20 protein-coding genes and 1 riboswitch are annotated in these 24,328 nt (G+C 68.4%); of the genes, 6 read left to right on the top strand and 14 right to left on the bottom strand.

The genetic code is table 11. The annotated features are described in order from the left end of the window. Positions 1-5 precede the first annotated feature (5 nt). Both pepQ and AC3WOE_RS15330 read left to right on the top strand, forming a co-directional pair. Positions 6-1,325, top strand: coding sequence for a Xaa-Pro dipeptidase (gene pepQ, locus AC3WOE_RS15335; protein ID WP_492691567.1), 1,320 nt, complete (start codon positions 6-8; stop codon positions 1,323-1,325). Next, positions 1,325-2,377 (top strand): hypothetical protein, encoded by a 1,053-nt coding sequence (locus AC3WOE_RS15330; RefSeq protein ID WP_492691566.1) that lies wholly within the window; start codon positions 1,325-1,327, stop codon positions 2,375-2,377. The genes pepQ and AC3WOE_RS15330 overlap by 1 nt, the downstream gene beginning before the upstream one ends. Here the strand turns inward: AC3WOE_RS15330 and AC3WOE_RS15325 are convergent. The 9 genes from AC3WOE_RS15325 to AC3WOE_RS15285 all read right to left on the bottom strand — a co-directional run bounded on the left by AC3WOE_RS15325 (position 2,374) and on the right by AC3WOE_RS15285 (position 13,406). Then, positions 2,374-4,647 carry an exo-alpha-sialidase gene (locus tag AC3WOE_RS15325; RefSeq protein WP_492691565.1) on the bottom strand — a complete coding sequence of 758 codons (2,274 nt, stop codon included), beginning with the start codon at positions 4,645-4,647 and terminating at the stop codon, positions 2,374-2,376. The genes AC3WOE_RS15330 and AC3WOE_RS15325 overlap by 4 nt on opposite strands. A gap of 110 nt (positions 4,648-4,757) precedes the next feature. After that, positions 4,758-5,513, bottom strand: coding sequence for a tRNA-uridine aminocarboxypropyltransferase (locus AC3WOE_RS15320; protein WP_492691563.1), 756 nt, complete (start codon positions 5,511-5,513; stop codon positions 4,758-4,760). A gap of 26 nt (positions 5,514-5,539) precedes the next feature. Further along, positions 5,540-6,007 (bottom strand): low molecular weight protein-tyrosine-phosphatase, encoded by a 468-nt coding sequence (locus AC3WOE_RS15315; protein ID WP_492691562.1) that lies wholly within the window; start codon positions 6,005-6,007, stop codon positions 5,540-5,542. Between the two features lie 215 nt (positions 6,008-6,222). Further along, positions 6,223-8,511, bottom strand: coding sequence for a TonB-dependent receptor plug domain-containing protein (locus tag AC3WOE_RS15310; RefSeq protein WP_492691561.1), 2,289 nt, complete (start codon positions 8,509-8,511; stop codon positions 6,223-6,225). An 84-nt stretch (positions 8,512-8,595) separates the two neighbouring features. Further along, on the bottom strand, positions 8,596-9,198 hold the full coding sequence (locus AC3WOE_RS15305) for an OmpW/AlkL family protein (protein ID WP_492691559.1): 603 nt from the start codon (positions 9,196-9,198) through the stop codon (positions 8,596-8,598). A 127-nt stretch (positions 9,199-9,325) separates the two neighbouring features. Next, positions 9,326-10,177, bottom strand: coding sequence for a methylenetetrahydrofolate reductase [NAD(P)H] (gene metF, locus AC3WOE_RS15300; protein ID WP_492691557.1), 852 nt, complete (start codon positions 10,175-10,177; stop codon positions 9,326-9,328). Next, positions 10,174-10,920: a TlyA family RNA methyltransferase gene (locus AC3WOE_RS15295; protein WP_492691555.1), complete on the bottom strand. Its 747-nt coding sequence runs from the start codon at positions 10,918-10,920 to the stop codon at positions 10,174-10,176. Before AC3WOE_RS15295 ends, metF begins: the two co-directional genes overlap by 4 nt. A gap of 6 nt (positions 10,921-10,926) precedes the next feature. Then, entirely contained in the window at positions 10,927-12,345 is a 1,419-nt protein-coding gene (gene ahcY / locus AC3WOE_RS15290) for an adenosylhomocysteinase (RefSeq protein ID WP_492691554.1), read from the bottom strand. A 78-nt stretch (positions 12,346-12,423) separates the two neighbouring features. Beyond that, a riboswitch (S-adenosyl-L-homocysteine riboswitch) is annotated at positions 12,424-12,500 on the bottom strand. 9 nt (positions 12,501-12,509) lie between these two features. Continuing rightward, entirely contained in the window at positions 12,510-13,406 is an 897-nt protein-coding gene (locus AC3WOE_RS15285; protein WP_492691552.1) for an AraC family transcriptional regulator, read from the bottom strand. A 156-nt stretch (positions 13,407-13,562) separates the two neighbouring features. On the opposite strand from AC3WOE_RS15285, the gene AC3WOE_RS15280 reads away from it, so the two are divergent. Next, positions 13,563-14,570, top strand: a complete 1,008-nt coding sequence (locus tag AC3WOE_RS15280) for an aldo/keto reductase (protein WP_492691550.1) — start codon at positions 13,563-13,565, stop codon at positions 14,568-14,570. Here the strand turns inward: AC3WOE_RS15280 and AC3WOE_RS15275 are convergent. Genes AC3WOE_RS15275 through AC3WOE_RS15255 form a run of 5 tightly spaced genes read right to left on the bottom strand, consistent with a single transcriptional unit; the run spans position 14,560 to position 20,809 of the window. Continuing rightward, positions 14,560-15,783, bottom strand: coding sequence for an MFS transporter (locus AC3WOE_RS15275; RefSeq protein WP_492691549.1), 1,224 nt, complete (start codon positions 15,781-15,783; stop codon positions 14,560-14,562). The two genes, AC3WOE_RS15280 and AC3WOE_RS15275, sit on opposite strands and share 11 nt — an antisense overlap. A gap of 4 nt (positions 15,784-15,787) precedes the next feature. Next, a complete protein-coding gene (locus AC3WOE_RS15270) occupies positions 15,788-17,284 on the bottom strand; it encodes a hypothetical protein (RefSeq protein WP_492691547.1) in 1,497 nt (498 codons plus the stop codon). A 51-nt stretch (positions 17,285-17,335) separates the two neighbouring features. Further along, the gene (locus AC3WOE_RS15265) at positions 17,336-17,959 is read right to left on the bottom strand and encodes an FG-GAP repeat protein (RefSeq protein ID WP_492691546.1); all 624 of its coding nucleotides are present in this window, start codon (positions 17,957-17,959) and stop codon (positions 17,336-17,338) included. Further along, positions 17,959-19,053 (bottom strand): DNA glycosylase AlkZ-like family protein, encoded by a 1,095-nt coding sequence (locus AC3WOE_RS15260; RefSeq protein WP_492691545.1) that lies wholly within the window; start codon positions 19,051-19,053, stop codon positions 17,959-17,961. The genes AC3WOE_RS15265 and AC3WOE_RS15260 overlap by 1 nt, the downstream gene beginning before the upstream one ends. After that, on the bottom strand, positions 19,037-20,809 hold the full coding sequence (locus AC3WOE_RS15255; RefSeq protein ID WP_492691543.1) for a diguanylate cyclase domain-containing protein: 1,773 nt from the start codon (positions 20,807-20,809) through the stop codon (positions 19,037-19,039). Before AC3WOE_RS15255 ends, AC3WOE_RS15260 begins: the two co-directional genes overlap by 17 nt. Before the next feature lie 161 nt (positions 20,810-20,970). Between AC3WOE_RS15255 and yajC the strand changes: the two genes are divergently transcribed. The 3 genes from yajC to secF all read left to right on the top strand — a co-directional run bounded on the left by yajC (position 20,971) and on the right by secF (position 24,299). Next, entirely contained in the window at positions 20,971-21,294 is a 324-nt protein-coding gene (gene yajC / locus AC3WOE_RS15250; protein ID WP_492691542.1) for a preprotein translocase subunit YajC, read from the top strand. A 69-nt stretch (positions 21,295-21,363) separates the two neighbouring features. After that, the gene (secD, locus tag AC3WOE_RS15245; RefSeq protein ID WP_492691540.1) at positions 21,364-23,253 is read left to right on the top strand and encodes a protein translocase subunit SecD; all 1,890 of its coding nucleotides are present in this window, start codon (positions 21,364-21,366) and stop codon (positions 23,251-23,253) included. Between the two features lie 11 nt (positions 23,254-23,264). Beyond that, positions 23,265-24,299 carry a protein translocase subunit SecF gene (gene secF / locus AC3WOE_RS15240; protein ID WP_492691539.1) on the top strand — a complete coding sequence of 345 codons (1,035 nt, stop codon included), beginning with the start codon at positions 23,265-23,267 and terminating at the stop codon, positions 24,297-24,299. Positions 24,300-24,328 lie beyond the last annotated feature (29 nt).

The following is a 24,328-nucleotide window of genomic DNA, read 5'->3' as shown; positions in this document are numbered from 1 at the left end:
CTGACATGAGTCTCTACACCGACCACCTCGCCGCGCTGCAGCAGCATGCTGAATCGGCACTCGAGCGCACCGGCTTCGAAGCGTTGCTGATTGCCTCCGGCATCGAGAAATACGCCTTCCTCGATGACCGGCCCTATCTCTTCCAGGCCAACCCGCATTTCAAGCACTGGCTGCCGCTGACGAATCACCCGCATTCCTGGCTGGCGGTGCGCCCGGGCCAGAAGCCGCGCGTCATCTACTACCAGCCCGACGACTACTGGCATGTGCCGCCGAGCGCGCCCAGCGGCGAATGGGTGGATGCGGTCGAGCTGGTCGTCATCCGCGAGCCGGAAGAGGCCGCCAAGGCCCTGGCCGACCTGGTCACGCCGCGCACCGCCATCCTCGGCGAGGCCGACGCGGCCCTGCCTGGCCTCACGCCCAACAACCCCGAGGCCCTGCTCAATTTGCTGCACTGGGCGCGTGGCGCGAAGAGCGCCTACGAGCTGGAGCAGATGCGCGCCGCCCAGCGCCGCGCCGTGCCGGGCCACAACGCCGCCCGCGCGGCCTTCCTGCGCGGCGAGAGCGAGGCCGGCATCCACCGCGCCTATCTGGTCGCCACCGGCCACACCGACCGCGACCTGCCCTACACCAACATCGTCGGCCTCAACGAGCATGCCGCGGTGCTGCACTACCAGTACCAGGACGAGAGCCCGCCGGCCGAAGCGCGCAGCTTCCTCATCGATGCCGGCGCCCAGGTCAACGGCTATGCCAGCGACATCACCCGCACCTGGGTTGCACCCGGCCATGACGAGTTCGCGGCGCTGGTCGCGGCGATGGAGGTCGAGCAGCTGGCCCTTGTCGACGAGGTGCGCGAGGGTGTGGACTATCGCGACATCCACTTGAGCACGCATCGCCGCATCGCCGGCGTGCTGCGCGGTGCTGGCATCGTCAAGGGCATCAGCGTCGAAGCCATGGTGGAGGAGGGCGTCACCAAGCCCTTCTTCCCGCACGGCATCGGCCATCTGCTGGGCCTGCAGGTGCATGATGTCGGCGGCTTCATGGCCAGCGAGACGGGCGGCGTTGCGACCAAGCCCGAGGGCCATCGCTATCTGCGCCTGACGCGGCCGCTGCAGGCCGGCATGGTGGTCACCATCGAGCCGGGGCTGTATTTCATCCCGACGCTGCTGCGCCAGCTGCGCGCCTCGCCTCACGCAGCCCAGGTGGATTGGGACGCGGTGGACCGGCTGGCGCGCTACGGCGGCATTCGCATCGAGGACGACGTGGCCTGCCGTGCCGCCGGCGAGGCGCCCGAGAACCTGACGCGGGACGCGTTCGCGCTGGCGTGATGCTGACGGCGGCGGTGTTGCTGGCCGGCGCGCTTGCGCTGCCCGCCAGCGCGCCACAGCCCGAAGCCCAGCTTGGCCTGGTCGCGGTCCAGGGCGAGGCCGCCACGGCGCGCGAGAAGAAGACGCTGGGCCAGCTCTTCAAGGCCGAGGCCTTGTTCGAGAAGCATCACGCCCTGGCACCGGCCGCGACCCTGAAGTTCAAGGTCTATGCGCGCACCCAGGCCGAGACGACGCAGGCGCTGGAGCTGGGCCTGATGGCGCCCGGCGGCCGCCGGCCCGTCGCGCTGGATGGCGAAGACCGTTTCGTCGTCGACCCGGCCTGGCGCGCCCTGGACGAGCGCACCGAGGTGCGCAGCCGCCTGGCCGATGGCCGCGTGACCTGGCGGCCCGACATCCGCACGCCCGGCCTGCCTGGCTCGAGCGAAGGCGAGCGCCGCCTGGGTGATCTGCGGCTGCAATGCCGTGTTGCCTTCGGCAGCGGCGTCGCTCGCGGCACCGACTTTTTCGGCGGCCTGTTCTCCTTCGGTGTCGATGACTGCTGGGACCGCGACTGGAGCCCGAGCAACTTCGCGGATCGGCCCCTCTTCGCGGTGACGCTGGTGAGCGGCGATCGGCGGCTGACCCTCAGCGAGCGCTTTCTGCACGGGTTGCGCGACGACGGCGGGCCCAAGTACGACTGGGGCTATTCGCTGCGCGAGCGCATGTTCCGCCTGCCCATGGGTGACACGACGTGGCCGGACGACACGCGGGTCGTCTTCGAGGCCATGGACGATCCCGCGACGCCGCCCGATGCGGCCTTGCTCGCGCTCAAGGACGACTGGGTCCAGGCCGCGCTGGCCCTCAAGCCTGACATGACACCCGCCGAGGTCGCACAGCAGGTCGGCCCGGCCAGCGACGACACCCGCTTCGAATCGGGTCGTCGGCTGCAGCGCCATCTGCGCGACCTCAAGACGCCGGCCGGGCCGGTGCAGCTGGAGCTGGTCAGCCTGTTCGATGCCAACGGCCGCCTGCTGAAGACCTCGCTTCGACGCTTCGATCTGCCCAGGCGTTAGCGCGGATCGCCGACCTGCACGCCCCGCCCGTGCGTGCCGACATAGACACGGCCAAAGACCTTGGGATCGCCGCTGATCTGCAGGATCAGACCCCACTGGTGGGCGTCGTCGTTGATGCGCTGCCAGCTGGCGGCGCCATCGGTGGAGCGGAAGACACCGTATTGGCCGGCGACGCTGCCGACGAGGTAGAGGGCCGGTTCGCTCACTCCAGGCGCGGCGTGGCCGAAGCCGAAGGCGTGGATTTCCGAGACGGCCGGCAGGCGCTTGAAGACCCCGCTGTCGCCGGCGCGGTAGAGGCCGTGGAAGGCGGCCAGCCAGAGCTCGCCTTCGCGGCCCGGTGCGGCGTAGAGGCGGTCCTGGCCGCCGCGGTTGTCGCCACGGTTGCTGCGGTTGTTGCTGCCGGCTGCAGCGCGGGTGACGGGGCCCTGGGATGCATCTGGCAGGGCCAGCGGGCGCACGCTGAAGCTGTTGCCGCCGTCGTCGCTGGCGTAGAGCTGGTTGTCGAACAGCGCCATCGCGTGGAAGCGCTTCGGATTCACGCGGTCGGCGACGACGCGGGTGCCGGCGGGCAGGCCTTTGACGGCGGTCCAGCTGTCGCCGCGGTCGAGGCTGACATGAGGCATGCCGCCGTCCCTGGATTCAGGCGTCCAGACCCAGGACTTGCCGTCGGCCGACACGGCGATGAAGCCGTCACCCGTCTTGCCTTCGGGCGCCGTCTTCGGCTCGCGCCAGGTCTTGCCACCGTCCAGCGAATAGCCGAGGTTCTTGCCGCCATCGCGCGCATGGCCGATGCGCACGATCACCTCGGGCGCCAGCTCAGCACCGGTCACATCGTGGGTGTTGCCGAAGAAGGGCGGCTTGGGGTTGCCGGGCGCGGGCGTGTCGAGGTCGGTGTGGACGAAGCCCGAGTAGTCGCCGATGGCCGTCACCAGCGGCACGCCCTGGGTCGGGCTATGCAGGGCCAGGGCGACGGTCTCCTCGATGCCGGTGCTCATGACACGCCAGTGCGTGGGTTGGCCTTTGTCGACCTGGGTCAGGTCCAGGGTTTCCCAGCCGCCGTAGCCGGTGGTGAAGAGGGCGTGGTCGGGGTTGGTGGGATTGATCTTGACGTCGTAGAGCCAGTGCAGGGGCGTGTCGGCCACATAGGGCGCGGCCGAGGCGTCGAACTTCGCGGCGGCGAACAGCGGCTTCCACGTCGCGCCGCCGTCCGTGCTGCGGAACAGCTCGTCGCCCTTGCCGCGGCCGGCGGTGCTGGCGAGCAGGCGGCGCGGGTTGCTGGCGTCGACGGTGACGGCGGCATAGCCGAAAGGCTCGGTGGCGCTGGGGCGCTCGGGCGTGATGTCGGCCCAGGCCTGTGTGCCCACCTCATAGCGCCAGACGGCGCCGTCCTTCATGCGATGCGGGCCGGGTTCGCTGGCATAGGCGACATAGAGCTTGCCGTCGCTCGCGAGTGCGGCGCGCATGGGGCGGTGCGCGGCTGGCGCGCCTGGCAGGGGCTGCCAGCTGGCACCGGCATCGACGCTGCGCCACAGGCTGGGCCGGCCGATGACGGAGACACCGGCGTAGATCGTGCGGCTGGGCTGGCCGCGTTGGCCGCTGGCCGGGTCGAAGAGGATGAAGTTGATGGTCGCCTTGCCGTCGCTGCCGCCCCAGCTGGGTGGCGGGCCGTCGGACTCGTTGCGTTGCCAGGCGCTGTCGGGGAAGGCGTTGACGCGCTGGAAGCTGGCGGCCGAATCGCCGCTGCGCCACAGCCCGGCGAGGCGTGAGGCCAGGTAGATCACGCGGCCGTCGTTGGGGTCCACGGCCAGGCGCTCGCCGTTGCCGCGACCGCCTTCGTTGCCGCCGAGCTTGAAGGGCAGCTCGGTGCGCTGGAAGCTTTGGCCGCGGTCCCTGGAGCGCAGCAGGGCGCCGTTGGGCACGGCCGGGTTGGTGTAGGTGCCGCAGGCCAGATAGAGGGCGTCGGGGTTGTTGGGGTCGACGGCCAGGCTCTCGACGCCCATCAGGTTGACCTCGCTGAGCGGCAGCCAGTCCAGCAGCGGCTGCCACCGGCCGGTGGCCGTGTCGCGGCGGTAGGCACCGCCCATGTCGGTGCGGGCGTAGCTCAGCCCCGGCACGGCGGGCTGGAAAGCGAAGCCGTCGACAAAGCCGCCGCCGACGATGGCGATGGAGCGCCACTGGTAGGGCAGGTTGGCGGGCGGTGCGGCCTGGGTGACCTGCGCGCAGGCGCCGGCCAGCAGCAGGGCGCCCAGCAGGGGCTTGATGGAATTCATGTCTCCAGCTCATTCTTCAAATGACAGCGCTGGACATCGTAATTTGTTCGCGAGACGAACAAATACGGTTTACCCGTGGAAACCGGCCGTGGCGGCCCGCCGGCCGGCGCTCAGGCGGGGCGCGGGGCCTGCTGTGCGATCGCCTCACTCAGGTGCCGATGCGCCGGTCCTTCCCAGACGACGGGCAGCTGGTTCCTGGCTTGCAGGTAGTGGTGAGTGAAGACGCCCAGGTAGGCTTGCAGGGTCTTCTCGGCGGACGCGTCGCCCGCCAGCTGCAGGCAGCGCGCGGCGACTTCGCTGGTGCAGAAATGGTCGCTGCAGCGGGACCGGCGCAGCCGGTATTGCGAGCCCCCCGCGGGCGCCAGGCTGAGCACCGGCATGTGGTTCAGATAGGGGCTGCGGCTGAACATCTTGCGCGCCTCCGACCAGGTGCCGTCGAGCAGGATGAAGAGCGGTCGCCGGGTCTGGCCGCCCGGGTCCGGCGCGCGGGGTGCGAGGGTGTGCACCACGCGTTCCGGCGCGGCGTACTGGCCCGGGAACACGACATAGCACTCCCAGGCCGGGTCGCTCAACAGCGCGAGGAGGGCGGGATCGGGCTGGGTGCGCGACCAGCCGAAGGCGAAGCTGTCGGCGACCACGTCCGCGATCAGCCAACCCGTGTTGGTCGGCTTCAGCGGTTCGATGTCGGCCATCAGCAGGCAGACCGCGGCGTGCGTGTTCATCGAGGGGCGCAGGGCGCACATGCAGTGCGTCGGCACCAGCCGGCAGCCCTCGCAGCGCTCCCGCTTGAAGCCGCCGCGAGCCGAAAAGGGCTTGGTGGAATTCGCCAGGCGCGCGGCGCGCAGCCGAGAGACAGCATGAGACATGCTTGGATTGTCCAGGCGCTCTTCGCTCAGCGTGTGCGCAGGGATGCGACCAACCCATCGCAGGCCTGTTCCACCAGGTCCAGCACTTCGTCGAAGCCGGCTGCGCCGCCGTAGTAGGGGTCGGGCACATGGCGCTTGCCGGCTTGCGGCGCGTAGTCCAGCAGCAGCTTGAGCCTGTGCCTTTGTGCAGACGGGCACAGCGCTTGCGCATTGGCGAGATTGTCCTCGTCCATGGCGAGCACGAGATCGAAGCGGGTGAAGTCCTCGGCGATCAGCTTGCGCGCACGCAGCGAGCCGAGGTCGTAGCCTCGCTTCAACGCATGCTCCTGGCTGCGTTCATCCGGCGGTGCGCCGACGTGATAGCCGTGCGTGCCCGCCAAGTCCACCTCGACGTCCAGCCCGGCCGCCGCCAGCTTGGCGCGCATGACGCCCTCGGCCGTGGGGCTGCGGCAGATATTGCCCATGCAGAAGAACAGGATGCGGCGTGTGGTCATGACAGCGATTTTGCGGGCCGAGCGCCGGGCCGCTCCCTAGCCGGCCCGCTCTGGCGATGTGCTTGCCGGTCGAACCGGCAAGCATCGCCGTCCCCTCGGGGGCTGAGGCCGGACCCAGTGCGCCCAGTGGGCGCGCTGTGCCTGCCGAAGCTCTGCGGTCTTGGCCGCAGAGCGGTCCCGGCCAGGGTACTCACTGGACGAGGGGCTTCAGATTCCTAGAACCTCATGTCGGCGCGCAGGGAAATGACGCGGAAGGTCGTGTTGCGCGACCAGGTGTCGGTCACCAGGTTGTGGCTGCTGATCGGGTCGACATAGCTCGCCTCGGACGTGACCTGCGCGTCGCGCGGCAGCAGGTTGGCCAGGGACAGCCGCCAGTTGATGCCGTCGCGCACCGAGCCGCTGGCCCAGGACAGGTAGGCGTCGAACTGGCGGCGCGAGGTCTCCTCACGCCTCAGGTTCTCGGTCTGCTGCACGCGCGTACCCGGCACGTAGTTGAAGTTGAAGCCGCTGCCGAAGTTCTGGCCCAGGGCCTTCCAGCGATGGTCCAGGCCGAAGTTCAGGCTGCCGCGGGGCTGCTGGTCCAGGCGGGCGTTGGAGCCGGGGATGCCCTTGACCTTGCTGTCAAAGACGGCGACGTTGAAGCGCAGCAGCAGCAACTGCCACTCGGGCGGCGCTTCTTCCCAGACCTCGTCCAGCCTGGCCTTGACCTCGAATTCCAGGCCCATGGTGCGGGCGCCTTCCATGTTGCGTGGCCGGCTGACCCAGCGCTGCGAAGTGCTGTCCCAGGGCACGGTCTCCAGGTCGATGCGGCTGCGGATCAGGCTCTTGATGTCGCGCAGGAAGGCGCTGCCCGACACGATGCCGCCGGTGGGCAGCCAGTGCTCCAGGCTCAGGTCCACGCCGGTGGCGAGTTCGGGCTTGAGGTCGGGGTTGCCGGCGCGGTCGGCATAGGTCGGCAGATTGGGGCCGCTGGGATAGGTGGTGTTGATGGTGGGTCGCGCGATCAGGTCGTTGAGATTGGGCGAGCGGTAGCTGCGCGTCAGGCTCAGGCGCACCTGGTCCTTGGGCATGGACTCTGGCTTCCACAGCAGGTGGAAGAGGGGCGAGGTGACCTGGGACACATTGCGCGTGTCGGGCAGCAGGCCGGCGGCGTCGGCCTGGGTCTCGATGCGCTCGTAGCGGATGCCGGCGTAGACCGACCAGATCTTGCTCGGGCTCCACTCGTCCTGTGTATAGGTGGCGAAGCGCTGGCCGCGCGAGCCCAGGGTGTCGCCGAACTTCTGCAGCGCCGGCGACTCCTCGCCATCGATCAGGGTGCGGCGCCGCTGGGTGCGGCGGCTCTGCTCGCTCTCGACGCCGGTCACCCACTGATGCTCCTTGGCGGTCTTCAGGCTCCATTTGGCGCCCAGGCTGGTCTGGTCGTCCTCGGTGACGTTGTGGTCGTCCTGGACGCGCTGCATGTCGATGCCCACGTCCTTCAGCGTCTCGCGGCGCTGGCTGTTGCTGGTGGACTTGAAGCCGCCGCGGCCGACGCGGAAGTCCCATGTCTCGTTTGCAGTGGGCCGGTAGTTGGCCGACAGGTTGACGCGGATGTTGTGCACGCGGCCGTCGTTCTCGCCCTGCACGTCGCGAAAGCGCGTGAAGCCCACGGCGTTGTTCTGGCTGCTGCCTTCGCTCTGCGACAGCGCGAAGAAGGGCGCGAGGTTGAAGCTCAGCGTGTCGCTGTACTTCCAGCGCAGCCGGGCATTGCCGTTCAGGTTGGCGCTGTGGCCCATGCTCTGGCCCTGCTGCACGGTCTCGTTCAGCACTTCGCCGGTGTCGGTGTCGACGACGCGGTTGTGCGAATCGATGTTGTTGAAGCGCCGGTGCAGGCCGCCGTTGGTGGACATGGCGCCGACGAACTCGTCGCCGTTCGGGCCGCCCCATTTCAGGTTGCGCGTCCAGCTGAAGTCGGCCTGCGGTTCGCCGCGGTCGCGGCCCAGCGTGAAGCGCAACTCGTGGTTGGACTTGACCAGAGGCTCGCGCAGGATGATGTTGATGGTGCCGGCAATCGCCCGCGCGCCGGTCTCGGCGGTGGGGGCGCGGTAGATCTCGATGCGCTCGACCTGGTCGGGCGGCAGGTCTTCCACCGCAAAGCCGGCCGGCGCGCGTTCACCGTCGACGAGGATCTGCGTGAAGCCTGCCCCAAGGCCGCGCATGCGGATGTCGCCGCCACGGCCGGGACGGCCGCCGATGGTGACGCCAGGCAGGCGGCGCAGCACGTCGCCCAGCACCGTGTCGCCATAGCGGTCCAGGTCCTCGCGCTCGATGACGATCTTGCTGGCCGTGCTGTTGCGGCGGCGGCTGTTGGCGGTGGGGCCGCCGCTGACCTCGACGCGGTCCAGCCGGTTGCCCGCACTGCTGGCGGCAGAAGCGGGCGCGGCGGGTGGCTTGGCAGGCGGCGTCTGGGCCGCGCACAAGGCGCTGGCACACAGCATTGCCAGCGCAACAAGAAGGCGGCTCATGGCCGCGCATTCTGGCGGCGCGGCCGTTACGGCCGCTCACGTAAAGCGCTCATTTACATGAGCGGAAGTGATGGCTCTACGCGGTCAGAAACGCCAGCCGAGGCCGATGCTGGCCAGGGTCGGATTGACCTTGAACTTGCCGGCCGCGGTGCCGCTGGAATAGACCGTGGTCTTCAGGTCGACCTTCTTCAGGTCGAAGTTCAGATAGGTGCCCTTGGCGACCTCGACGTCAGCGCCGATTTGCCAGGCGGCGCCCCAGCTGTTGCGCTTGATGCTGGGATGCAGGGCAGTCTGCACGGCAGGCGCGAACTCCACGCTGGAGAAGTTGGTGTAGTTCACGCCGGCGCCGACGTAGGGGCGCACCGTGCCGGTCGGGAGGAAGTGGTACTGCAGCGTCAGCGTGGGCGGCAGATGCTTCAGCGAACCGATGGCGCTGCCGTTGGAGTAGATCGTCTGCTTCTGCGGATAGGTCAGGATCAGCTCGGCGGCGATGTTCGGCGCGATGAAGTAGCTGAAGTCGACCTCGGGAAAGGTCTTGTTGTTGATGGACAGACCCAGACCCGTGCTGTCCTTGTTGGCGGAATCCAGGTGCAGGGCGCGCACGCGCACGAGCAGCGGGCCTTCGTCGGCGAAGGCGGGTTGCAGGGCCAGTGCGGCGACGGCAGCGGCGATGAGGATCTTCTTCATTCAATGGCTCCAAAGATGGGACGTATCCCGATGGAGTCATTGCAAGCCCTGGGCCGCAACACGGGTTTGAGGCAACGCAAGGTCGCCCCGCCCGGCGCTGGCGCTCAGTGGCCGGGTTTGTGTTGCATCAAGACTTGTTGCCGAGGCCGAGGCGTTTGCACAACTCGAGCGTCAGCGCCGATTGGTTCAGCGTGTAGAAGTGGAGGCCCGGCGCGCCGCCGTCGATCAAGCGTTCGCACAGCCGCGAGATGACGTCCAGCCCGAAGGCGCGGATGCTGGCGGCATCGTCCATGAAGCCTTCCATCTTCATCTGCACCCAGCGCGGGATGTCGATGCCGTCGCGCTGCGCGAACTGGGCGATGCGGCCGTAGTTGTGGAAGGGCATGATGCCCGGGACTATGGGCTGGGTGACACCCAGCTTGCGGGCCTCGTCGACGAAATGGAAATAGGCGTCGGCGTTGAAGAAGAACTGCGTGATGGCGCCATCGGCGCCGGCGCGCATCTTGTCGGCGAAGTGCTGCATGTCCTTGGCGGCATAACGCTGCTGCGGATGCACCTCGGGGTAGGCGGCGACTTCAATGTGCCATGCCTCGCCCTGCCTGTTTTTCTCAAATTGGCGGATGAAGCTGACCAGCTCGGAGGCGTAGCGGAACTCGCCGGCCGTGGCCGTGCCGCTGGGCAGGTCGCCGCGCAGGGCCACGACGCGGTGGATGTTCTGGGCGCGGTAGGTGGCCAGGATCTCGGCGATGTTCTCGCGCGTGGAGCCTACGCAGCTCAGATGCGGCGCGGCCTCGAAGCCAGCCGCGGCGATGTCCATCACGGCGGAGAGGGTCTTGTCGCGCGTGGAGCCGCCGGCGCCATAGGTGACGCTGAAGTACTGGGGCTTCAGTGCGCCCAGGTCTTGCACGACGGTCTTGAGCTTCTCGACGCCGACCGGCGTGTTGGGAGGGAAAAATTCGAAACTGACAGGGGTGCTCATCGGGAGGCCCACAAGAAGAATTCGCGATTGCCATCACCGCCGGTGATGGGGCTGTCGAAGTAGTCCAGCACCTTGAGGCCGAGGGCCGTGCAGGCCAGGCGCACGCGGGCTTCCAGTCGCGGGTAGTCGGCCTCGTCCTTGACGAGACCACCCTTGCCCAGGGCTTGTGGCCCCAGTTCGAACTGCGGCTTGATGAGCACGAGCAGATGGCCGTGCACCTCCAGCCAGGGCAGCAACTCCGGGAGGCTGCCCACCATGGAAATGAAACTCAGGTCGCCGACGATGAGGGTGAAGCCCCCCGTCGGCTGGTGCTGGCGCAGCACGTCCAGCTCGCGCACATGCACGCCCTCCAGGGCGGTCACGCGCGGGTCGGCCTGCAGCCTGGCATGCAGCTGGCCGTGGCCGACGTCCACACCTACGACATGGCGGGCGCCATGGGCCAGCAGGCAGTCGGTGAAGCCGCCGGTGCTCTGGCCGACGTCCAGCACGGTGTGGGCCGTGACGTCGAAGCCCACGCGGGCCAGCGCGCCTTCCAGCTTGAGCCCGCCGCGCGACACATAGCGCAGCTCCGCGTCGTCGGTGACGCGCAGCTGGGCCGTGTCGGGCAGGTCCTCGCCGGCCTTTTTCAGCACGGCCCAGCCGGTGGGCGAGGCCCATTCGGCGGCACCATTGCTGATCAGACGCTGGGCCACCGAACGGGTCGGTGCCAGGCCTTGGGCGACGAGGAGCTGGTCAGCGCGCATTGGCGATCAATAGCGATAGGTGTCCGGCTTGTACGGGCCGGCCTTGCTGACGCCGATGTAGGCCGCCTGCTCCTCGGTCAGCTCGGTGAGCTGGGCGTTCAGCGTGGTCAGCTGCAGGCGGGCGACCTTCTCGTCCAGGTGCTTGGGCAGCACATAGACCTGGCCGACGGCGTAGTTGTCCTTGTGCGCGAACAGCTCGATCTGGGCGATGGTCTGGTTGGCGAAGGACGAGCTCATCACATAGCTCGGGTGGCCCGTGCCGCAGCCCAGGTTCACCAGGCGACCCTTGGCCAGCAGGATGATGCGCTTGCCGTCCGGGAAGATGACGTGGTCGACCTGGGGCTTGATCTCTTCCCACTCGTACTTCTCGAGGGCCGCGACCTCGATCTCGTTGTCGAAGTGGCCGATGTTGCAGACGATGGCGTTGTTCTTCATCGCGGCCATGTGCTCGTGGCGGATGACGTTCTTGTTGCCCGTCGTCGTCACGAAGATGTCGGCCTTGTCCTGGGCGTATTCCATGGTCACGACGCGATAGCCTTCCATCGCGGCCTGCAGGGCGCAGATGGGGTCGATCTCGGTGACCCACACTTGCGCCGACAGCGCACGCATCGCCTGGGCCGAGCCCTTGCCCACGTCGCCGTAACCCGCGATGACGGCGATCTTGCCGGCGATCATCACGTCGGTGGCGCGCTTGATGCCGTCCACCAGGCTCTCACGGCAGCCGTAGAGGTTGTCGAACTTGCTCTTGGTGACCGAGTCGTTCACGTTGATGGCGCGGAACAGCAGCGTGCCCTTGTCCGACATTTCCTTCAGGCGGTGCACGCCCGTGGTCGTCTCTTCGGTCACGCCGATGATCTCGGCGCTCTTGCGGGTGTACCAGGTGGCGTCTTCGGCGACCTTCTTCTTGATGGCCGCGAACAGGATGCGCTCTTCCTCGCTGCCGGGGTTGGCCAGCACGGACAAGTCCTTCTCGGCCTTCTGGCCCAGGTGCATCAGCAGCGTCGCGTCGCCGCCGTCGTCCAGGATCATGTTGGGGCCTTCGCCGGCCGTGCCCTTGGCGCCGAATTCGAAGATGCGATGGGTGTAGTCCCAGTAGTCTTCCAGCGTCTCGCCCTTGTAGGCGAACACGGGCGTGCCGACGGCGGCCAGGGCCGCGGCGGCGTGGTCCTGCGTCGAGAAGATGTTGCACGAGGCCCAGCGCACTTCGGCGCCCAGGGCCTGCAGGGTCTCGACCAGCACGGCCGTCTGGATGGTCATGTGCAGGGAGCCGGTGACGCGGGCGCCCTTCAGCGGCTGCGAGGCGGCGTATTCCTTGCGGATGGCCATCAGCGCCGGCATCTCGTGCTCGGCGATCTTGATTTCCTTGCGGCCCCAGTCGGCGAGCGACAGGTCCTTGACGATATGGGCGGGGATGGCAGCGGTCATGCGGGGCTCCTTCAAGCGAATGAAGCCGCTGGCAATGACGGTGCGGGGGGATCAATCCTCACCCAGGCACGGTCGGCCAGCGGGTGAGCGCAGTTGCAGGGGGCAAACTTCCGAGCCTGGCCTCAAGGGATGAGGTTGCAACGCTCCTCGGAAGAGGCGGCATTCTAGCCGGCGGCGCGCAAAAGCGAGATGTCTTCGCGCGGCGGGGCGCCGAAAAGGCGGCGGTATTCACGGCTGAACTGGCTGGGGCTCTCGTAGCCGACCCGGTGGGCGGCGCTGGCGGCGTCCAGGCCGTCGGAGAGCATCAGCCGCCGCGCCTGCTGCAGGCGCAGGTTCTTCTGGAACTGCAGCGGCGACAGGGCGGTCAGCTGCTTGAAGCGCAGATGCAGGGTTGACGGGCTCATATGGGCCAGCTCGGCCAGCTCCTCGATGGACAGGGGCTCGGCATAGCGGCGCGACATCTGTTCCACGACGCGAGCAAGCCGCCGCGTGGTGCTGTCGGTGTGGGCCAGCGCCCGCAGCCGCGGCCCCAGCGGCCCGGTCAGCACGCGGTAGAGGATCTCGCGCTGCACCAGGGGCGCCAGCGTCTTCAGGTCCTGGGGCTGGTCCAGCAGCTGCAGCAGGCGCAGGGCGGCGTCCAGCAGCGGCACGGTGACGGGCGCGACCTGCAGGCCCGGCTCGTCGTCGCCGGCCGGCGCGTCGCCGTCCAGCAGCAGCTCGGCCAGGGCCTGGGTCTCGCAGGAGATGCGGATGCAGAGATAGGGCTTGTCGGCGCTGGCCTCGACGACGCGGCCGCGCGGCAGCAGGGTCATGGGCACGACCAGGCATTGCAGGGCGTCGTAGTGCACGATGCGTTCGCCCAGCTGGGCCTGCTTGCGCCCCTGCAGGACGAGGACGAGGCCGGGGTCGTAGATGGCCGGCACGGGCAGGGCCGGCGCGCTGGCGCGGATCAGCCTCAGCCAGGGCAGGGCGGTGTCGTGCAGGCCGTCCGCCGGCGCGCGGGCCAGGGTCAGCGCGATGCTGCGCTGGCGCAGGGTTTGCAGGTCGTCATCGGTGGCCATGCGGTGGATTGTGCAAATGCTTCAACCGGCCCGGCGTCCTGTGGGGTCTTGGCCCGGAGGATTGGGCAAGCAAGTCCGAGCTTTGTGCTGGGCGATGCCGGGGTGATTTCCTAAGCTGTCGCCGTCCCGTTGATGATTGATTCAAGGAGTCCCTTCATGACGACGAACACGACGAACTTTCCCCGCCGACGCCTCGGCAGCGCCGGCCCCGAGGTCTCGGCCCTGGGCCTGGGCTGCATGGGCATGTCCGATTTCTACGGCCCGGCCGACGACGCCCTGTCCCTGGCCGTGCTGAACCATGCGCTGGACATCGGCATCAACTTCCTCGACACGGCCGACATGTATGGCATCGGCGCCAACGAGCGCCTGATCGCCCAGCTGCTGGCCACGCGCCGCGACGAGGTCTTCATCGCCACCAAGTTCGGCCATGTGCGCTCGACCGACGGCGCCGTCACACGCATCGACGGCAGCCCCGCCTATGTGCGCGAAGCCTGTGACGCCAGCCTCAAGCGGCTGGGTGTCGACCACATCGACCTCTACTACCAGCACCGCGTCGACAAGACCGTGCCCATCGAGGAGACCGTCGGCGCCATGGCCGAGCTGGTCAAGGCCGGCAAGGTGCGCCATCTCGGCCTGTCCGAGGCCTCGGCGACGACCATCCGCCGCGCCCATGGCGTGCACCCGATCGCGGCCGTGCAGACTGAGTACTCGATGTGGACGCGCGACGTCGAGGCCGAGGTGCTGCCGACCTGCCGCCAGCTTGGCATCGCCCTGGTGCCCTACAGCCCGCTGGGCCGCGGCTTCCTGACCGGCGCCATCCGCTCCGCCGATCAACTGGCCGCCGACGACCGCCGCCGCATCCACCCGCGCTTCCAGGGCGAGAACATGGATCACAACCTCGCTCTGGCCGATGCCTTGCGCGCCCTGGCCGAGGAATGGAGCTATACGCCGGCCCAACTGGTTCTCGCCTGGCTGCTGGACCGGGGCCCCGACATCATTCCCATTCCCGGCACACGCAGCATCGCCCGCCTGGACGAGAACGCGCTGGCGGCCCGCGTCCAGCTTGACGGCGGCCGGCGCGACCGCATCGAGACCCTGCTGGCCACGCATGCCATCGCGGGCACGCGCTATCCCACGGCGCAGATGGGCTCGGTCAACGTGTGATGCTTCTGTAGGCCCAGAAGCGCGGCAGCAAAAAGCCGGTGGCGATGACGCCGACCAGGCAGATCGCCCCACCGACCCAAATGGCGGGCGCGACGCCCCAGGCGTCCGCCATGAAGCCGGCCCGCGCATTGCCGATCAGCGGGCCGGTCAGGTAGCTGATCATCTCGATGCCGGCGAGGCGGCCCCGCAGCGTGTTGGGAATGGTCTCGTTCCAGATCGTGCCGCGGAACACGCCGCTGACCATGTCGGCGGCGCCCGCAATCGCGAGGCACACCAGGCCCAGCACCAGGCTGGGTGCAAAGCCCAGCGCGACGATGCCGATGGCCCACACGGCCGCCGCGATGACGACGGCGCGGCCGTGGCGGCTGACCTTGCCGGTCCAACCGCTGAAGAGGCCGATGATCAAAGCGCCGACCGACATCGCCGACAGCAGCCAGCCGACCGACTCGGTGCGCCCGTCCGCCGCCGCCATGGCCGGGAAGAGCGCCACCGGGAAGGCAAAGGCCATGGCGACGATGTCGACGATGTACGTCCCCATCAGCTCGGGGCGTTTCCACGCGAAGCGCAGGCCCTCGGCCAGGTCGGCCAGCAGATGCGGGCGCTCGCCCGGTGCATCGAGGGTGCCGATGGCTTCGCGGGGAATGCGGGCGATGAAGAACAGTGCGGCGATGAAGGTCGCGAAGTCGAAGACATAGGCGCCGACCGCGCCCCACTCGGCGAGCAGGATGCCGGCCAGCGCCGGCCCGGCCACCATGCCCACCGTGCCGCGCACGGACGACAGCGCCGCCACGGCGGCGAACTCCTCGGGCTTGGCCAGTTTTTGAGTCAAGGCCTCCAGCGCCGGGCGGTGGAAGCCGCTGGCGCCCTGCAGCACGGCCACCAGCGCGTAGATGGCGAGCACGCTGGGTGCGGCGCTCACTGCGTTCATCAGCAGGCCCGCCAGGCACAGCGCCATCAGCGCTTCCGAGCCGATCAGCAGTCGCTTGCGGTCCACGCGGTCCGCCACGGCGCCGCCGAGCAGGCCGCAGACGACGACGGGAATCAATTGCACCAGGCCGAGCAGGCCGACCTGGGCGTTGGAGTGGGTCAGCTGATAGAGCTGCCAGGGCACGGCCACATAGCTGACCATGGTGCCCAGCCCGGAGATGAACTGGCTGGCGAAAAGGCGGCGAAAGGCGGTGTTGCGGCGCAGCGGCCCGATATCAAGAAGCATGCAGTCAGCGAGCTTGGCTTTCGAAGCGGGCAAAGCGCGCTTCCAGGTCCCATTGCAGGCGGGCCTTGGTGTTGGTAGTCAGGAAGTCGCGGCAGTGGGCGCCCTTGGCTTCGCGGCCTGGGCGTTCGCCGGTGCAGGCCGCAACGAGGCGACCGTTCGCCGTGTCGGCCAGCAGGGCCTGGCCTTCGACAAAGCCGTAGTGGAGGGCATTGCGAGACAGTTGCTTGAAGTCACGGTAGCTCAGCCGCGGATAGGTCGCCGCGGCGCGCTGGTACTCGTTCGTCAAATCGATGCGGAACACACCCTCGTCGTCCGCCGACAGCGCCGTCGGCACGCCGAACTGGCGATACAGCAGGAAGGGGTGCTGGTCGCCCTTGAGGTCGTGGACGATGGCATTGCTGGTCAGGTTGATCTCGACGGCGATGCCGCGTTTGGCCATGTCGCGCAGGGTGTCGAGGGCGCCGGTCTCCAGGCCGATGGCTTCGCCATGGCCGATGCGGCGCGCGCCGGCGATGTCCAGGGCCTGGCGGATGTGGTCGCGGAAGTCCTCGGGCGGCACCAGGCCGAAACCGAACTCGCCGGCGTGCAGCGAGACCTTCACGTCCGGGTAGAGCTTGGCCAGCGCGCCGATGACGCTCATCTGCTCGGTGTAGTGGCGCAGCGTGCTCGGGTCGTCCTCGGGTGCGACGAGGTTGAGCCCGACCCAGCGCGGGTCGGCCTTGACGAGCAGGAAGGCCAGCGCGATCTGTGCATTGACCTGTTCGGACGGGAAGGTGCGGATGACCTGCGCCAGATAGCGCAGGGCCACGCCGCAGCCGGGCTCGGCATTGGCCTGGTTGCAATGGGACAGCTCGCGCCAGCGCTTCTCGATGCGGTCCAGCTCGGCGCGGGTGTCGGCCACGATCTTCTGCAGGGCCGGGTGGGCGGCCCAATCCTTGGCCGAGCGGCCGGCACGGAAGGCCCCCGGCTCGGCCGCGGCGATGGCGCGGGCCTTGTCCATGCCCCAGGACTGCAGCAGTTCCAGGTAGACCGTGTTCTCGGCGCCGCGACGATTGGTCGCCTCACGCAGCATGTCGCCCTCGCGGCCCAGGGTGCCGGGCATGAAGCGGCCAAAGGTGTCGAAGACCTGGTCGTGGCCGGACTTGGGCCCGCGCTCGTAGTTGCGCACCGAGTAGGCGTCGACGAGTTGGCGGTAGTTGACCGAGTCGGCCGCGTAATCCTTCATCGGCGGCCGCGACGCATCGCAGGGCGGGAAGCTGATCTGCCCGGTGATGGGCGCCACGCATTTGCCGTCCTCGGCCGCCCATTGGATGATGTTCTCGGCGTAGATGCTGCCGTCCAGATGGTTGTGCAGGTCGCCGCCCTTGGGGAATTCGGCCATGAACTGGCGCAGCAGCCAGGGACTGGTGCGCAGCTTCTGGAAGGCCTTGGCGGTGCTGGCTTCGTCGGCGTGGGCGGTGAACGCGGCGGCGGACAACAGCAGAAGGGCAAGAGGGCGCATGGGGCGATTCCGCAATCAGGGGACCGCATGCATCGTAGGCGCGTCAGTCCTCTAGTCCTGAAAAACGTCGCAGGCGGTGCCACCGAGAACCTGCTTGGCGGCGAGCGCGATGCGCCCCTTCACCGAGCGGGTCTTGCCTTTTTGTCGGATGGTGTGAAGCGTCTCGCCGGTCAGGCGGTTGGTGCTGAGGCGATCCAGTGTGCCGTCTTCATAGCCCTCGGAAACCGTCTCGTTGCCGATCAGCGCGAAGTCCCGAAGCCGCGCGTCGTAGCGAAACTGCAAGGTGTAGCTCGACACCCGGGCGGCATCGGCGTATTCCACCGCCTGGACGAACAGCGAATTCCTCTTGATGTCCAGGTTGTAGAACTTGGCGGGATGGCAGAACTCGCCGGAAATGGAGAGGATTCTGTAGTTGCCGTCGGGTTGTCCGGCGAGCACCACCAGCCGCTCCTCGCGATCGGCGTCATCCCGCCTGCTTCCCGTCATCACCATGGCGACGTCGTCAATCCCGTCGCCGTTCAAATCGCCCGTCGTCACCGCCCACAAGAAGTTGAGATGCCGAAGCTCGGGCGCCAGCTCGGAAAAAGCCCGTTGGAATCGGTCACTGTCCTGGGCGGAGGCAGACAGTGCCCAGAACAAGACCAGGCAGGACATGCGACGCAGCCGGTTCACCATCACGCCAGTTCCACGGCGAGAAATGTCGCCAGTCGTTCGCGCTCTTCGTCCAGCGCCGTCTTGAACCCCGCATCCCGCGGCGCCTTGCCGCTCACATAGCCGCACTCCACCTTCAACCGCCCGTCCTTGACCCCCGCATTGGCCCAGCCGACGACCTGATCCCGCCACAGCATCGGCAGCGCATAGTGGCCGCGCACCCGCTTGGCCGCCGGCGTGTAGGCCTCGAAGCGGTAGGCCCAGCCCCACAGTAGTTCGAAACGGCGGCGGTCCCAGACGACGGGGTCGAAAGGCGCGAGCAGCCGCACCTGTGACGGAATACGCCAGCCGCGTGTCGGGTCTTCGTCGGCGGGCCAGTACCAGTCCACGCCGTCGACCTGGGCATGGGCCAGCCGGGCCTTGGCGCGGGCGATGGTGGCCGGCGCCAGCTCGCGCCACTGGTGGGCGCCGTGGAAGAGCATGCGGATGACCAGCGACAGGCTGGCGGCCGGCAGCGGCGCGTATTTCTTCACTAGCGCATCGGCCATTGCATCCATGGCGAGCTGCGGGTCGGGGTGGGCCTCCCACTGCGGCCCGAGGGCATAGACGCGGGTGCCGCTGTCCCGCCGCACCACGTCGAGATGGCCGCGGTAGTGCAGGCCGTCCAGCAGCTCGGTGGACAGCCGGCTGTTGCCGCCGAACCAGTTCTTCACCGCGCCGTGGCCCAGGGCAGCATCGACCTCGGCCGGATGAGCCTCGCCCAGGCGCTCGACCTCGGCCAGCACGGCCTTGGCGAGCTTCCAGCGCGGCTTGTCCCAGACGCGGCGCGTGGTGCGCGGGTGCATCAGCGCGCGCAGCTCGGGCGTGACGAAGCCGTAGTTGATGAAGAAGTCTTCCTGCAGCGGCAGACGCGGGTAGCGGCGTTCCAGGTCGCCGGCCTGGTAGCCCTTGACGCGGTGGCGCAGCGTCAGGTCCTGGGCGCGGGCGGGCGCGCGCAGCGGGTCGGCCTGCACGAAGCCGCCGAGCTGCTCGACGGCCTTCAGCAGCGTGGTGGGCGTGAACAGGCTGCGCGCGATCGCCTGGCGGCGCAGGGCGGCGATGTCAAAACCTTGAGGCATTCGAGCTGGTGTTCGGCTGGCCCTGCTTGCGGGCGAACATGTCGGCATCGGCATGGCGGAGCAGGCTTTCGGTTTCCTGGCCGTCGTCCGGGTAGAGGGCGATGCCGAAGCTGGCGCTGACCTGGAAGCCGGCCGGGGCGATGCCGGTCAGGGCCTCCAGCGGCGCGCGCATGGCGGCCTCGAGATGGTCGCGCGCGGCCTCGGCGTCGGCGCGGTTCTCGACCGAGTCCAGCAGCAGTACGAACTCGTCGCCGGCATAACGGGCCACGATGTCGCCGATGCGCACGCCGGCGCGCAGGCGCTGGCCGACCTCCTTCAGGACGGCATCGCCGACGCCGTGGCCGAAGCGCTTGTTGACTTCCTTGACGCGCTCGAGGTCGACGAACATGACGGCGAAGGGCCAGCGGTCGCCGCGGCGGCGCTGTTGCAGGATGCGGTCCTCGATGCGGCGCAGGATGGCGCCGCGGTTGGACAGGCCGGTCAGCTGGTCGGTCAGCAGGCGACGCTGCATGTCGGCGAAGCTGCGTGCCAGTTCGCCCAGCTCGTCGGTGCGGTGCACCTCGGGTGGCTCGTCCAGCACCCCATCGCCCACGCGGCGCGCCGCCTCGGCCAGTTCGCGCAGCTCGCGGGTGACGATGCCCAGCACCGCCCAGCCCAGGCCCAGGGCGATGACGACGCCCAGGCCCGCCAGCACGGCGGCCTGCACGAAGTTGCGCTGCACGCCGGCCAGGAAGTCCGAGCGTGGCACCGCGACGATGATGAGCCAGTTCAGGCCCAGGGCCGGCTCGACGCGGGCGTAGCCGATCTGCACGACGCGGCCCTCGGCATCGGTGAAGCTGGACGTGCGCGCCGCGGTGCCGAGGGCGTCGGCGCCGGCCGCCGCCGTGCGCTGGCGCACCGCCTCGTAGGCGGAGGCGACCAGGGCGTCCGGGCTCTGGGCGGCGTTCAGGCGCTCGTGCTGGCCGACGGCCAGCGTCTTCATGTGGGCGCCACGGGACACCCCGACCAGCGGGCCATCCGCCTCGACGACCATGGCGACCGCGTTCTCGGTCAGCGCCACACGCTGCAGCAGTGAATTGACCTGCTTGAGCGGCAGGTCGGTGGCCGCCACGCCCTCGGGCTCGCCGACGTCGTTGCCGACGCGCTTGGTGCGCGTGGTGACGAGGTCCAGGGTCTTGAAGTCGATATAGACCGGTGTCCAGCTCAGCGGTGCCGGGTTGGCCAGGGCGGCCTGGTACCAGGGCCGCTCGCGCGGCTCGAAGACCTTGTCCTCGACGACGGGCGAGCGCAGGTCGCCGGTGATGCCGCTGAGGCGGTAGATGGTGCGCGGGCCTTCACCCTTGATGCGCAGGCGCAGCTCGGCCTCCAGTTCGGAGAAGCGCCACAGGCCGAGGAAATGGCCGCGGCGGTCGCCGTAGTAGACGTAGTTGTTGGGGTCGCGGTGCACCGAGGTGGCCAGCCAGAAGCGGGTGCGCAGGGTGTCCAGCTCCTTGGGCAGGTTCTCGGGCGCCGGCAGGCCGGTGGGGAAGGCGGCTTCCAGCACGGCGTCGGCGCCGCCGACATGGCGCTCCAGCGCCACCGAGATGCGATTGACCGCCTCGGCGAGGAGCTGGCCCGACAGGTTGTCCACCGTGTCGCGGCCGGCGCGCCAGGACAGGGCGCCCACCAGCAGCACCAGGGCCAGCACCAACACGACATAGGGCAGGGTCAGCAGGCTGCGCAGGCTCAGTCGATCGGTCAGGGTCCTGATCGGCAAGGGAGGGCTCCGGGCGGATGGGTGGGACGGCGGCGGCAGGTTAGCAGGGGCCGGCGTCCCGGCGTAGCCCCCTGGGCCCCTGTCGGCGGGTGGTCGGCGGGGCGCACTAGAATTCAAGGTTGCCCTGCGGTTTTTGCGGCCGCCCATCCAAGGAATTCAACGTGTTCATCTCCAACGCCTACGCCCAGGCTGCCGCCCCGGCCGCCAGCCCCGAATCCGGCCTCCTCGGCATGCTGCCCCTGGTGCTGATGTTCGTCGTGCTCTATTTCGTCATGATCCGGCCGCAGATGAAGCGCCAGAAAGAGGCCAAGGCCATGATCGAGGCGCTGGCCAAGGGCGACGAGGTCGTCACCGCCGGCGGCGTCATCGGCAAGATCAGCAAGCTGGGTGACAACTTCGTCCACCTCGAGGTCGCCAATGGCGTCGAGCTGCAGATCCAGCGCGGCGCCATCACCCAGGTTCTCCCTAAGGGCAGCTTGAAGTAAGCGGCCACGCGCCCACTTGCCCATTCCGCCGGGCCACCACGCCGCCCGGGCGCCGACAAGGAAGTCCCCATGAACCGCTATCCGCTCTGGAAGTACGCGATCCTGCTCGTCGCGCTGCTGATCGGCACGTTGTACACGCTGCCCAACCTCTTCGGCGAAGCGCCGGCCGTGCAGATCTCCAGCGCCAAGGTCACCGTCAAGGTCGACACGGCGCTGCAAGAGCGCATCGAGGCCGCGCTGAAGGACGCCAGCGTCCAGGCGGACTATGTGCAGTTCGACGGCAATTCGATCAAGGCGCGCTTCGGTGACACCGACACCCAGCTCAAGGCCAAGGACGTCATCAACAAGGCGCTGAATCCCAACGCCGCGGAGCCCAGCTACATCGTTGCGCTGAACCTGCTGTCGCGTTCGCCGCAGTGGCTGTCCAGCCTGCACGCCAATCCCATGTACCTGGGTCTGGACCTGCGCGGCGGCGTGCACTTCCTGATGCAGGTCGACATGAAGGCGGCCCTGACCAAGAAGGCCGAGGCCCTGACCGGCGATGCGCGCACCATGCTGCGCGACAAGAACATCCGCCACGCCGGCATCACCCGTGACGGCAATACCGTGGTCATTGCCTTCCGCGACGCCGAGCAGCGCACCGCCGCCACCGACGTGCTGAAGAACCAGCTGCCCGACGTCATCTGGACGCCGCTGGGCGAAGGCAGCGAGTTGCAGCTGTCCGGCGCACTGAGCCCCAAGGCCCAGGTCGCCGTGCAGGAAGCGGCCATCAAGCAGAACATCACGACGCTGCACAACCGCGTCAACGAACTGGGCGTGGCCGAACCGGTCATCCAGCAGCAGGGCGCCGACCGCGTCGTCGTGCAGCTGCCCGGCGTGCAGGACTCGGCCAAGGCCCAGGACATCATCGGCCGCACCGCGACGCTGGAGCTGCGCATGGTGGACGACGGTGCCGAGTCGCTGGAGGCACTGAAGGGCAATGGTCCCGTGCCCTTCGGCACCGAGCGCTTCATGGACCGCGGCTTCGGCCCCATCATCGTCAAGCGCCAGGTCGTCCTGACGGGCGACGCCCTCGTCGACGCCCAGCCAGGCTTCGACGAGAACCACTCGCCGTCCGTCGACCTGACGCTGGACGCCAAGGGCGCCCGCATCATGAAGGACCTGTCGCGCGAGAACATCGGCAAGCGCATGGCCATCATCCTGTTCGAGAAGGGCAAGGGCGAGGTCGTCACGGCGCCGGTCATCCGCAGCGAACTCAGCGGCGGCCGCATCAAGATCAGCGGTGCGATGACGACGCAGGAAGCCAGTGACACGGCCCTGCTGCTGCGCGCCGGTTCGCTGGCCGCGCCGATGGAGATCATCGAGTCGCGCACCATCGGCCCGAGCCTGGGCAAGGAAAACATCGAGAAGGGCATCGCCAGCGTGCAGTGGGGCTTTGCCGCCGTGGCCGCCTTCATGTGCGTCTACTACCTGCTGTTCGGCGTGTTCTCGTCGCTGGCCCTGGGCTTCAACCTGCTGCTGCTGATCGCGGCGCTGTCCATGATGCAGGCCACGCTGAGCCTGCCGGGCATTGCCGCCATCGCGCTGGTGCTGGGCATGGCCATCGACTCCAACGTGCTGATCAACGAGCGCGTGCGCGAGGAACTGCGCGGCGGTGAGTCGCCTCAGCAGGCCATCCGCCTGGGCTATGAGCGCGCCTGGGCCACCATCCTGGACTCCAACGTGACGACGCTGATCGCCGGCGTGTCGCTGCTGGTGTTCGGCTCCGGTCCGATCAAGGGCTTTGCCGTCGTGCACTGCCTGGGCATCCTGACCTCGATGTTCTCGTCCGTCGTGTTCTCGCGCGGCCTCGTGAACCTCTGGTACGGCCGCCAGAAGAAGCTCAAGAGCGTGTCCATCGGCCAGGTCTGGAAACCCGAGCCTGAAGCCGAAACGACCGACGTGGCCGCCAAGGCCTGAGGAACTGGAACATGGAACTCTTTCGCATCAAGCGCGACCTGCCGCTGATGAAGCATGCGTTGATCTTCAACGCCATCTCCTTCGTCACCTTCGCGGCCGCCGTGTTCTTCCTGATCACCCGGCCCCTGCATTTCTCCATCGAGTTCACCGGCGGCACCGTCATCGAGGTGGCCTATCCGCAGGCGGCCGAGATCGAGAAGACCCGCCACACCATCGAGAAGATGGGCTATGGCGAAGTCCAGGTGCAGAACTTCGGCTCCTCGCGTGACGTCATGATCCGCCTGCCGGTGCGTGCCGGCGAGAAGCAGACCGAGGTGGTCGGCAAGGTCTTCGGCGAGCTGTGCACGGCCGAGAGCGGCAGCGTCAGCGAGCACCAGGAAGTGACGGCCCAGGGCGAGCAGGTCAGCAAGCAGATCTGCAAGAAACCTGACGGCGCCGAGCCCCTGAGGCTGTCGCGCTCCGAGGTCGTCGGCCCGGCCGTCGGTGCCGAGCTGGCCCAGGACGCCGCCAAGGCCCTGGCCGTCACGGTGGCCGGCATCATGATCTACCTGGCCATCCGCTTCGAATGGAAGTTCGCGGTCGCCGGCATCATCGCCAACCTGCACGATGTGGTCATCATCCTGGGCTTCTTCGCCTTCTTCCAGTGGGAGTTCTCGCTGGCGGTGCTGGCGGCGATCCTGGCCGTGCTGGGCTACTCGGTCAACGAGTCGGTGGTCATCTTCGACCGGGTGCGGGAAGCCTTCCGCAAGTTCCGCAAGATGAACACCCACGAGGTCATCGACCACGCCATCACGTCGACGATGAGCCGCACCATCATCACCCACGGCTGCACCCAGCTGATGGTGGTCTCCATGCTGCTGTTCGGCGGCCCGACGCTGCACTATTTCGCCGTCGCCCTGACCATCGGCATCCTGTTCGGCATCTATTCCTCGGTGTTCGTGGCCGCTGCCATCGCCATGTGGCTGGGTGTCAAGCGGGAGGACCTGGTCAAGGCCGCGGTGAATCGTGACGACCCCAACGACCCGAACTCCGGGGCCGTCGTGTAGAGTGATCGCAACCATTCACTCCAGCCGCG

The organism is Roseateles sp. FW305-36 (genome assembly GCF_058787015.1).
This window is presented reverse-complemented; position numbering and strand designations above follow the sequence as displayed.

What these genes read in the sequence shown, in the direction of transcription:
- pepQ (WP_492691567.1), top strand. Translation starts at nt 6, where the DNA reads ATGAGTCTCTACACCGACCACCTCGCCGCGCTGCAGCAGCATGCTGAA.
- AC3WOE_RS15270 (WP_492691547.1), bottom strand. Translation starts at nt 17,284, where the DNA reads ATGCGCCCTCTTGCCCTTCTGCTGTTGTCCGCCGCCGCGTTCACCGCC.
- AC3WOE_RS15285 (WP_492691552.1), bottom strand. Translation starts at nt 13,406, where the DNA reads ATGGCCACCGATGACGACCTGCAAACCCTGCGCCAGCGCAGCATCGCG.
- AC3WOE_RS15265 (WP_492691546.1), bottom strand. Translation starts at nt 17,959, where the DNA reads ATGGTGAACCGGCTGCGTCGCATGTCCTGCCTGGTCTTGTTCTGGGCA.
- secD (WP_492691540.1), top strand. Translation starts at nt 21,364, where the DNA reads ATGAACCGCTATCCGCTCTGGAAGTACGCGATCCTGCTCGTCGCGCTG.
- AC3WOE_RS15305 (WP_492691559.1), bottom strand. Translation starts at nt 9,198, where the DNA reads ATGAAGAAGATCCTCATCGCCGCTGCCGTCGCCGCACTGGCCCTGCAA.
- AC3WOE_RS15275 (WP_492691549.1), bottom strand. Translation starts at nt 15,783, where the DNA reads ATGCTTCTTGATATCGGGCCGCTGCGCCGCAACACCGCCTTTCGCCGC.
- AC3WOE_RS15315 (WP_492691562.1), bottom strand. Translation starts at nt 6,007, where the DNA reads ATGACCACACGCCGCATCCTGTTCTTCTGCATGGGCAATATCTGCCGC.
- AC3WOE_RS15280 (WP_492691550.1), top strand. Translation starts at nt 13,563, where the DNA reads ATGACGACGAACACGACGAACTTTCCCCGCCGACGCCTCGGCAGCGCC.
- AC3WOE_RS15330 (WP_492691566.1), top strand. Translation starts at nt 1,325, where the DNA reads ATGCTGACGGCGGCGGTGTTGCTGGCCGGCGCGCTTGCGCTGCCCGCC.
- AC3WOE_RS15325 (WP_492691565.1), bottom strand. Translation starts at nt 4,647, where the DNA reads ATGAATTCCATCAAGCCCCTGCTGGGCGCCCTGCTGCTGGCCGGCGCC.
- AC3WOE_RS15260 (WP_492691545.1), bottom strand. Translation starts at nt 19,053, where the DNA reads ATGCCTCAAGGTTTTGACATCGCCGCCCTGCGCCGCCAGGCGATCGCG.
- metF (WP_492691557.1), bottom strand. Translation starts at nt 10,177, where the DNA reads ATGAGCACCCCTGTCAGTTTCGAATTTTTCCCTCCCAACACGCCGGTC.
- AC3WOE_RS15320 (WP_492691563.1), bottom strand. Translation starts at nt 5,513, where the DNA reads ATGTCTCATGCTGTCTCTCGGCTGCGCGCCGCGCGCCTGGCGAATTCC.
- AC3WOE_RS15310 (WP_492691561.1), bottom strand. Translation starts at nt 8,511, where the DNA reads ATGAGCCGCCTTCTTGTTGCGCTGGCAATGCTGTGTGCCAGCGCCTTG.
- ahcY (WP_492691554.1), bottom strand. Translation starts at nt 12,345, where the DNA reads ATGACCGCTGCCATCCCCGCCCATATCGTCAAGGACCTGTCGCTCGCC.
- AC3WOE_RS15295 (WP_492691555.1), bottom strand. Translation starts at nt 10,920, where the DNA reads ATGCGCGCTGACCAGCTCCTCGTCGCCCAAGGCCTGGCACCGACCCGT.
- secF (WP_492691539.1), top strand. Translation starts at nt 23,265, where the DNA reads ATGGAACTCTTTCGCATCAAGCGCGACCTGCCGCTGATGAAGCATGCG.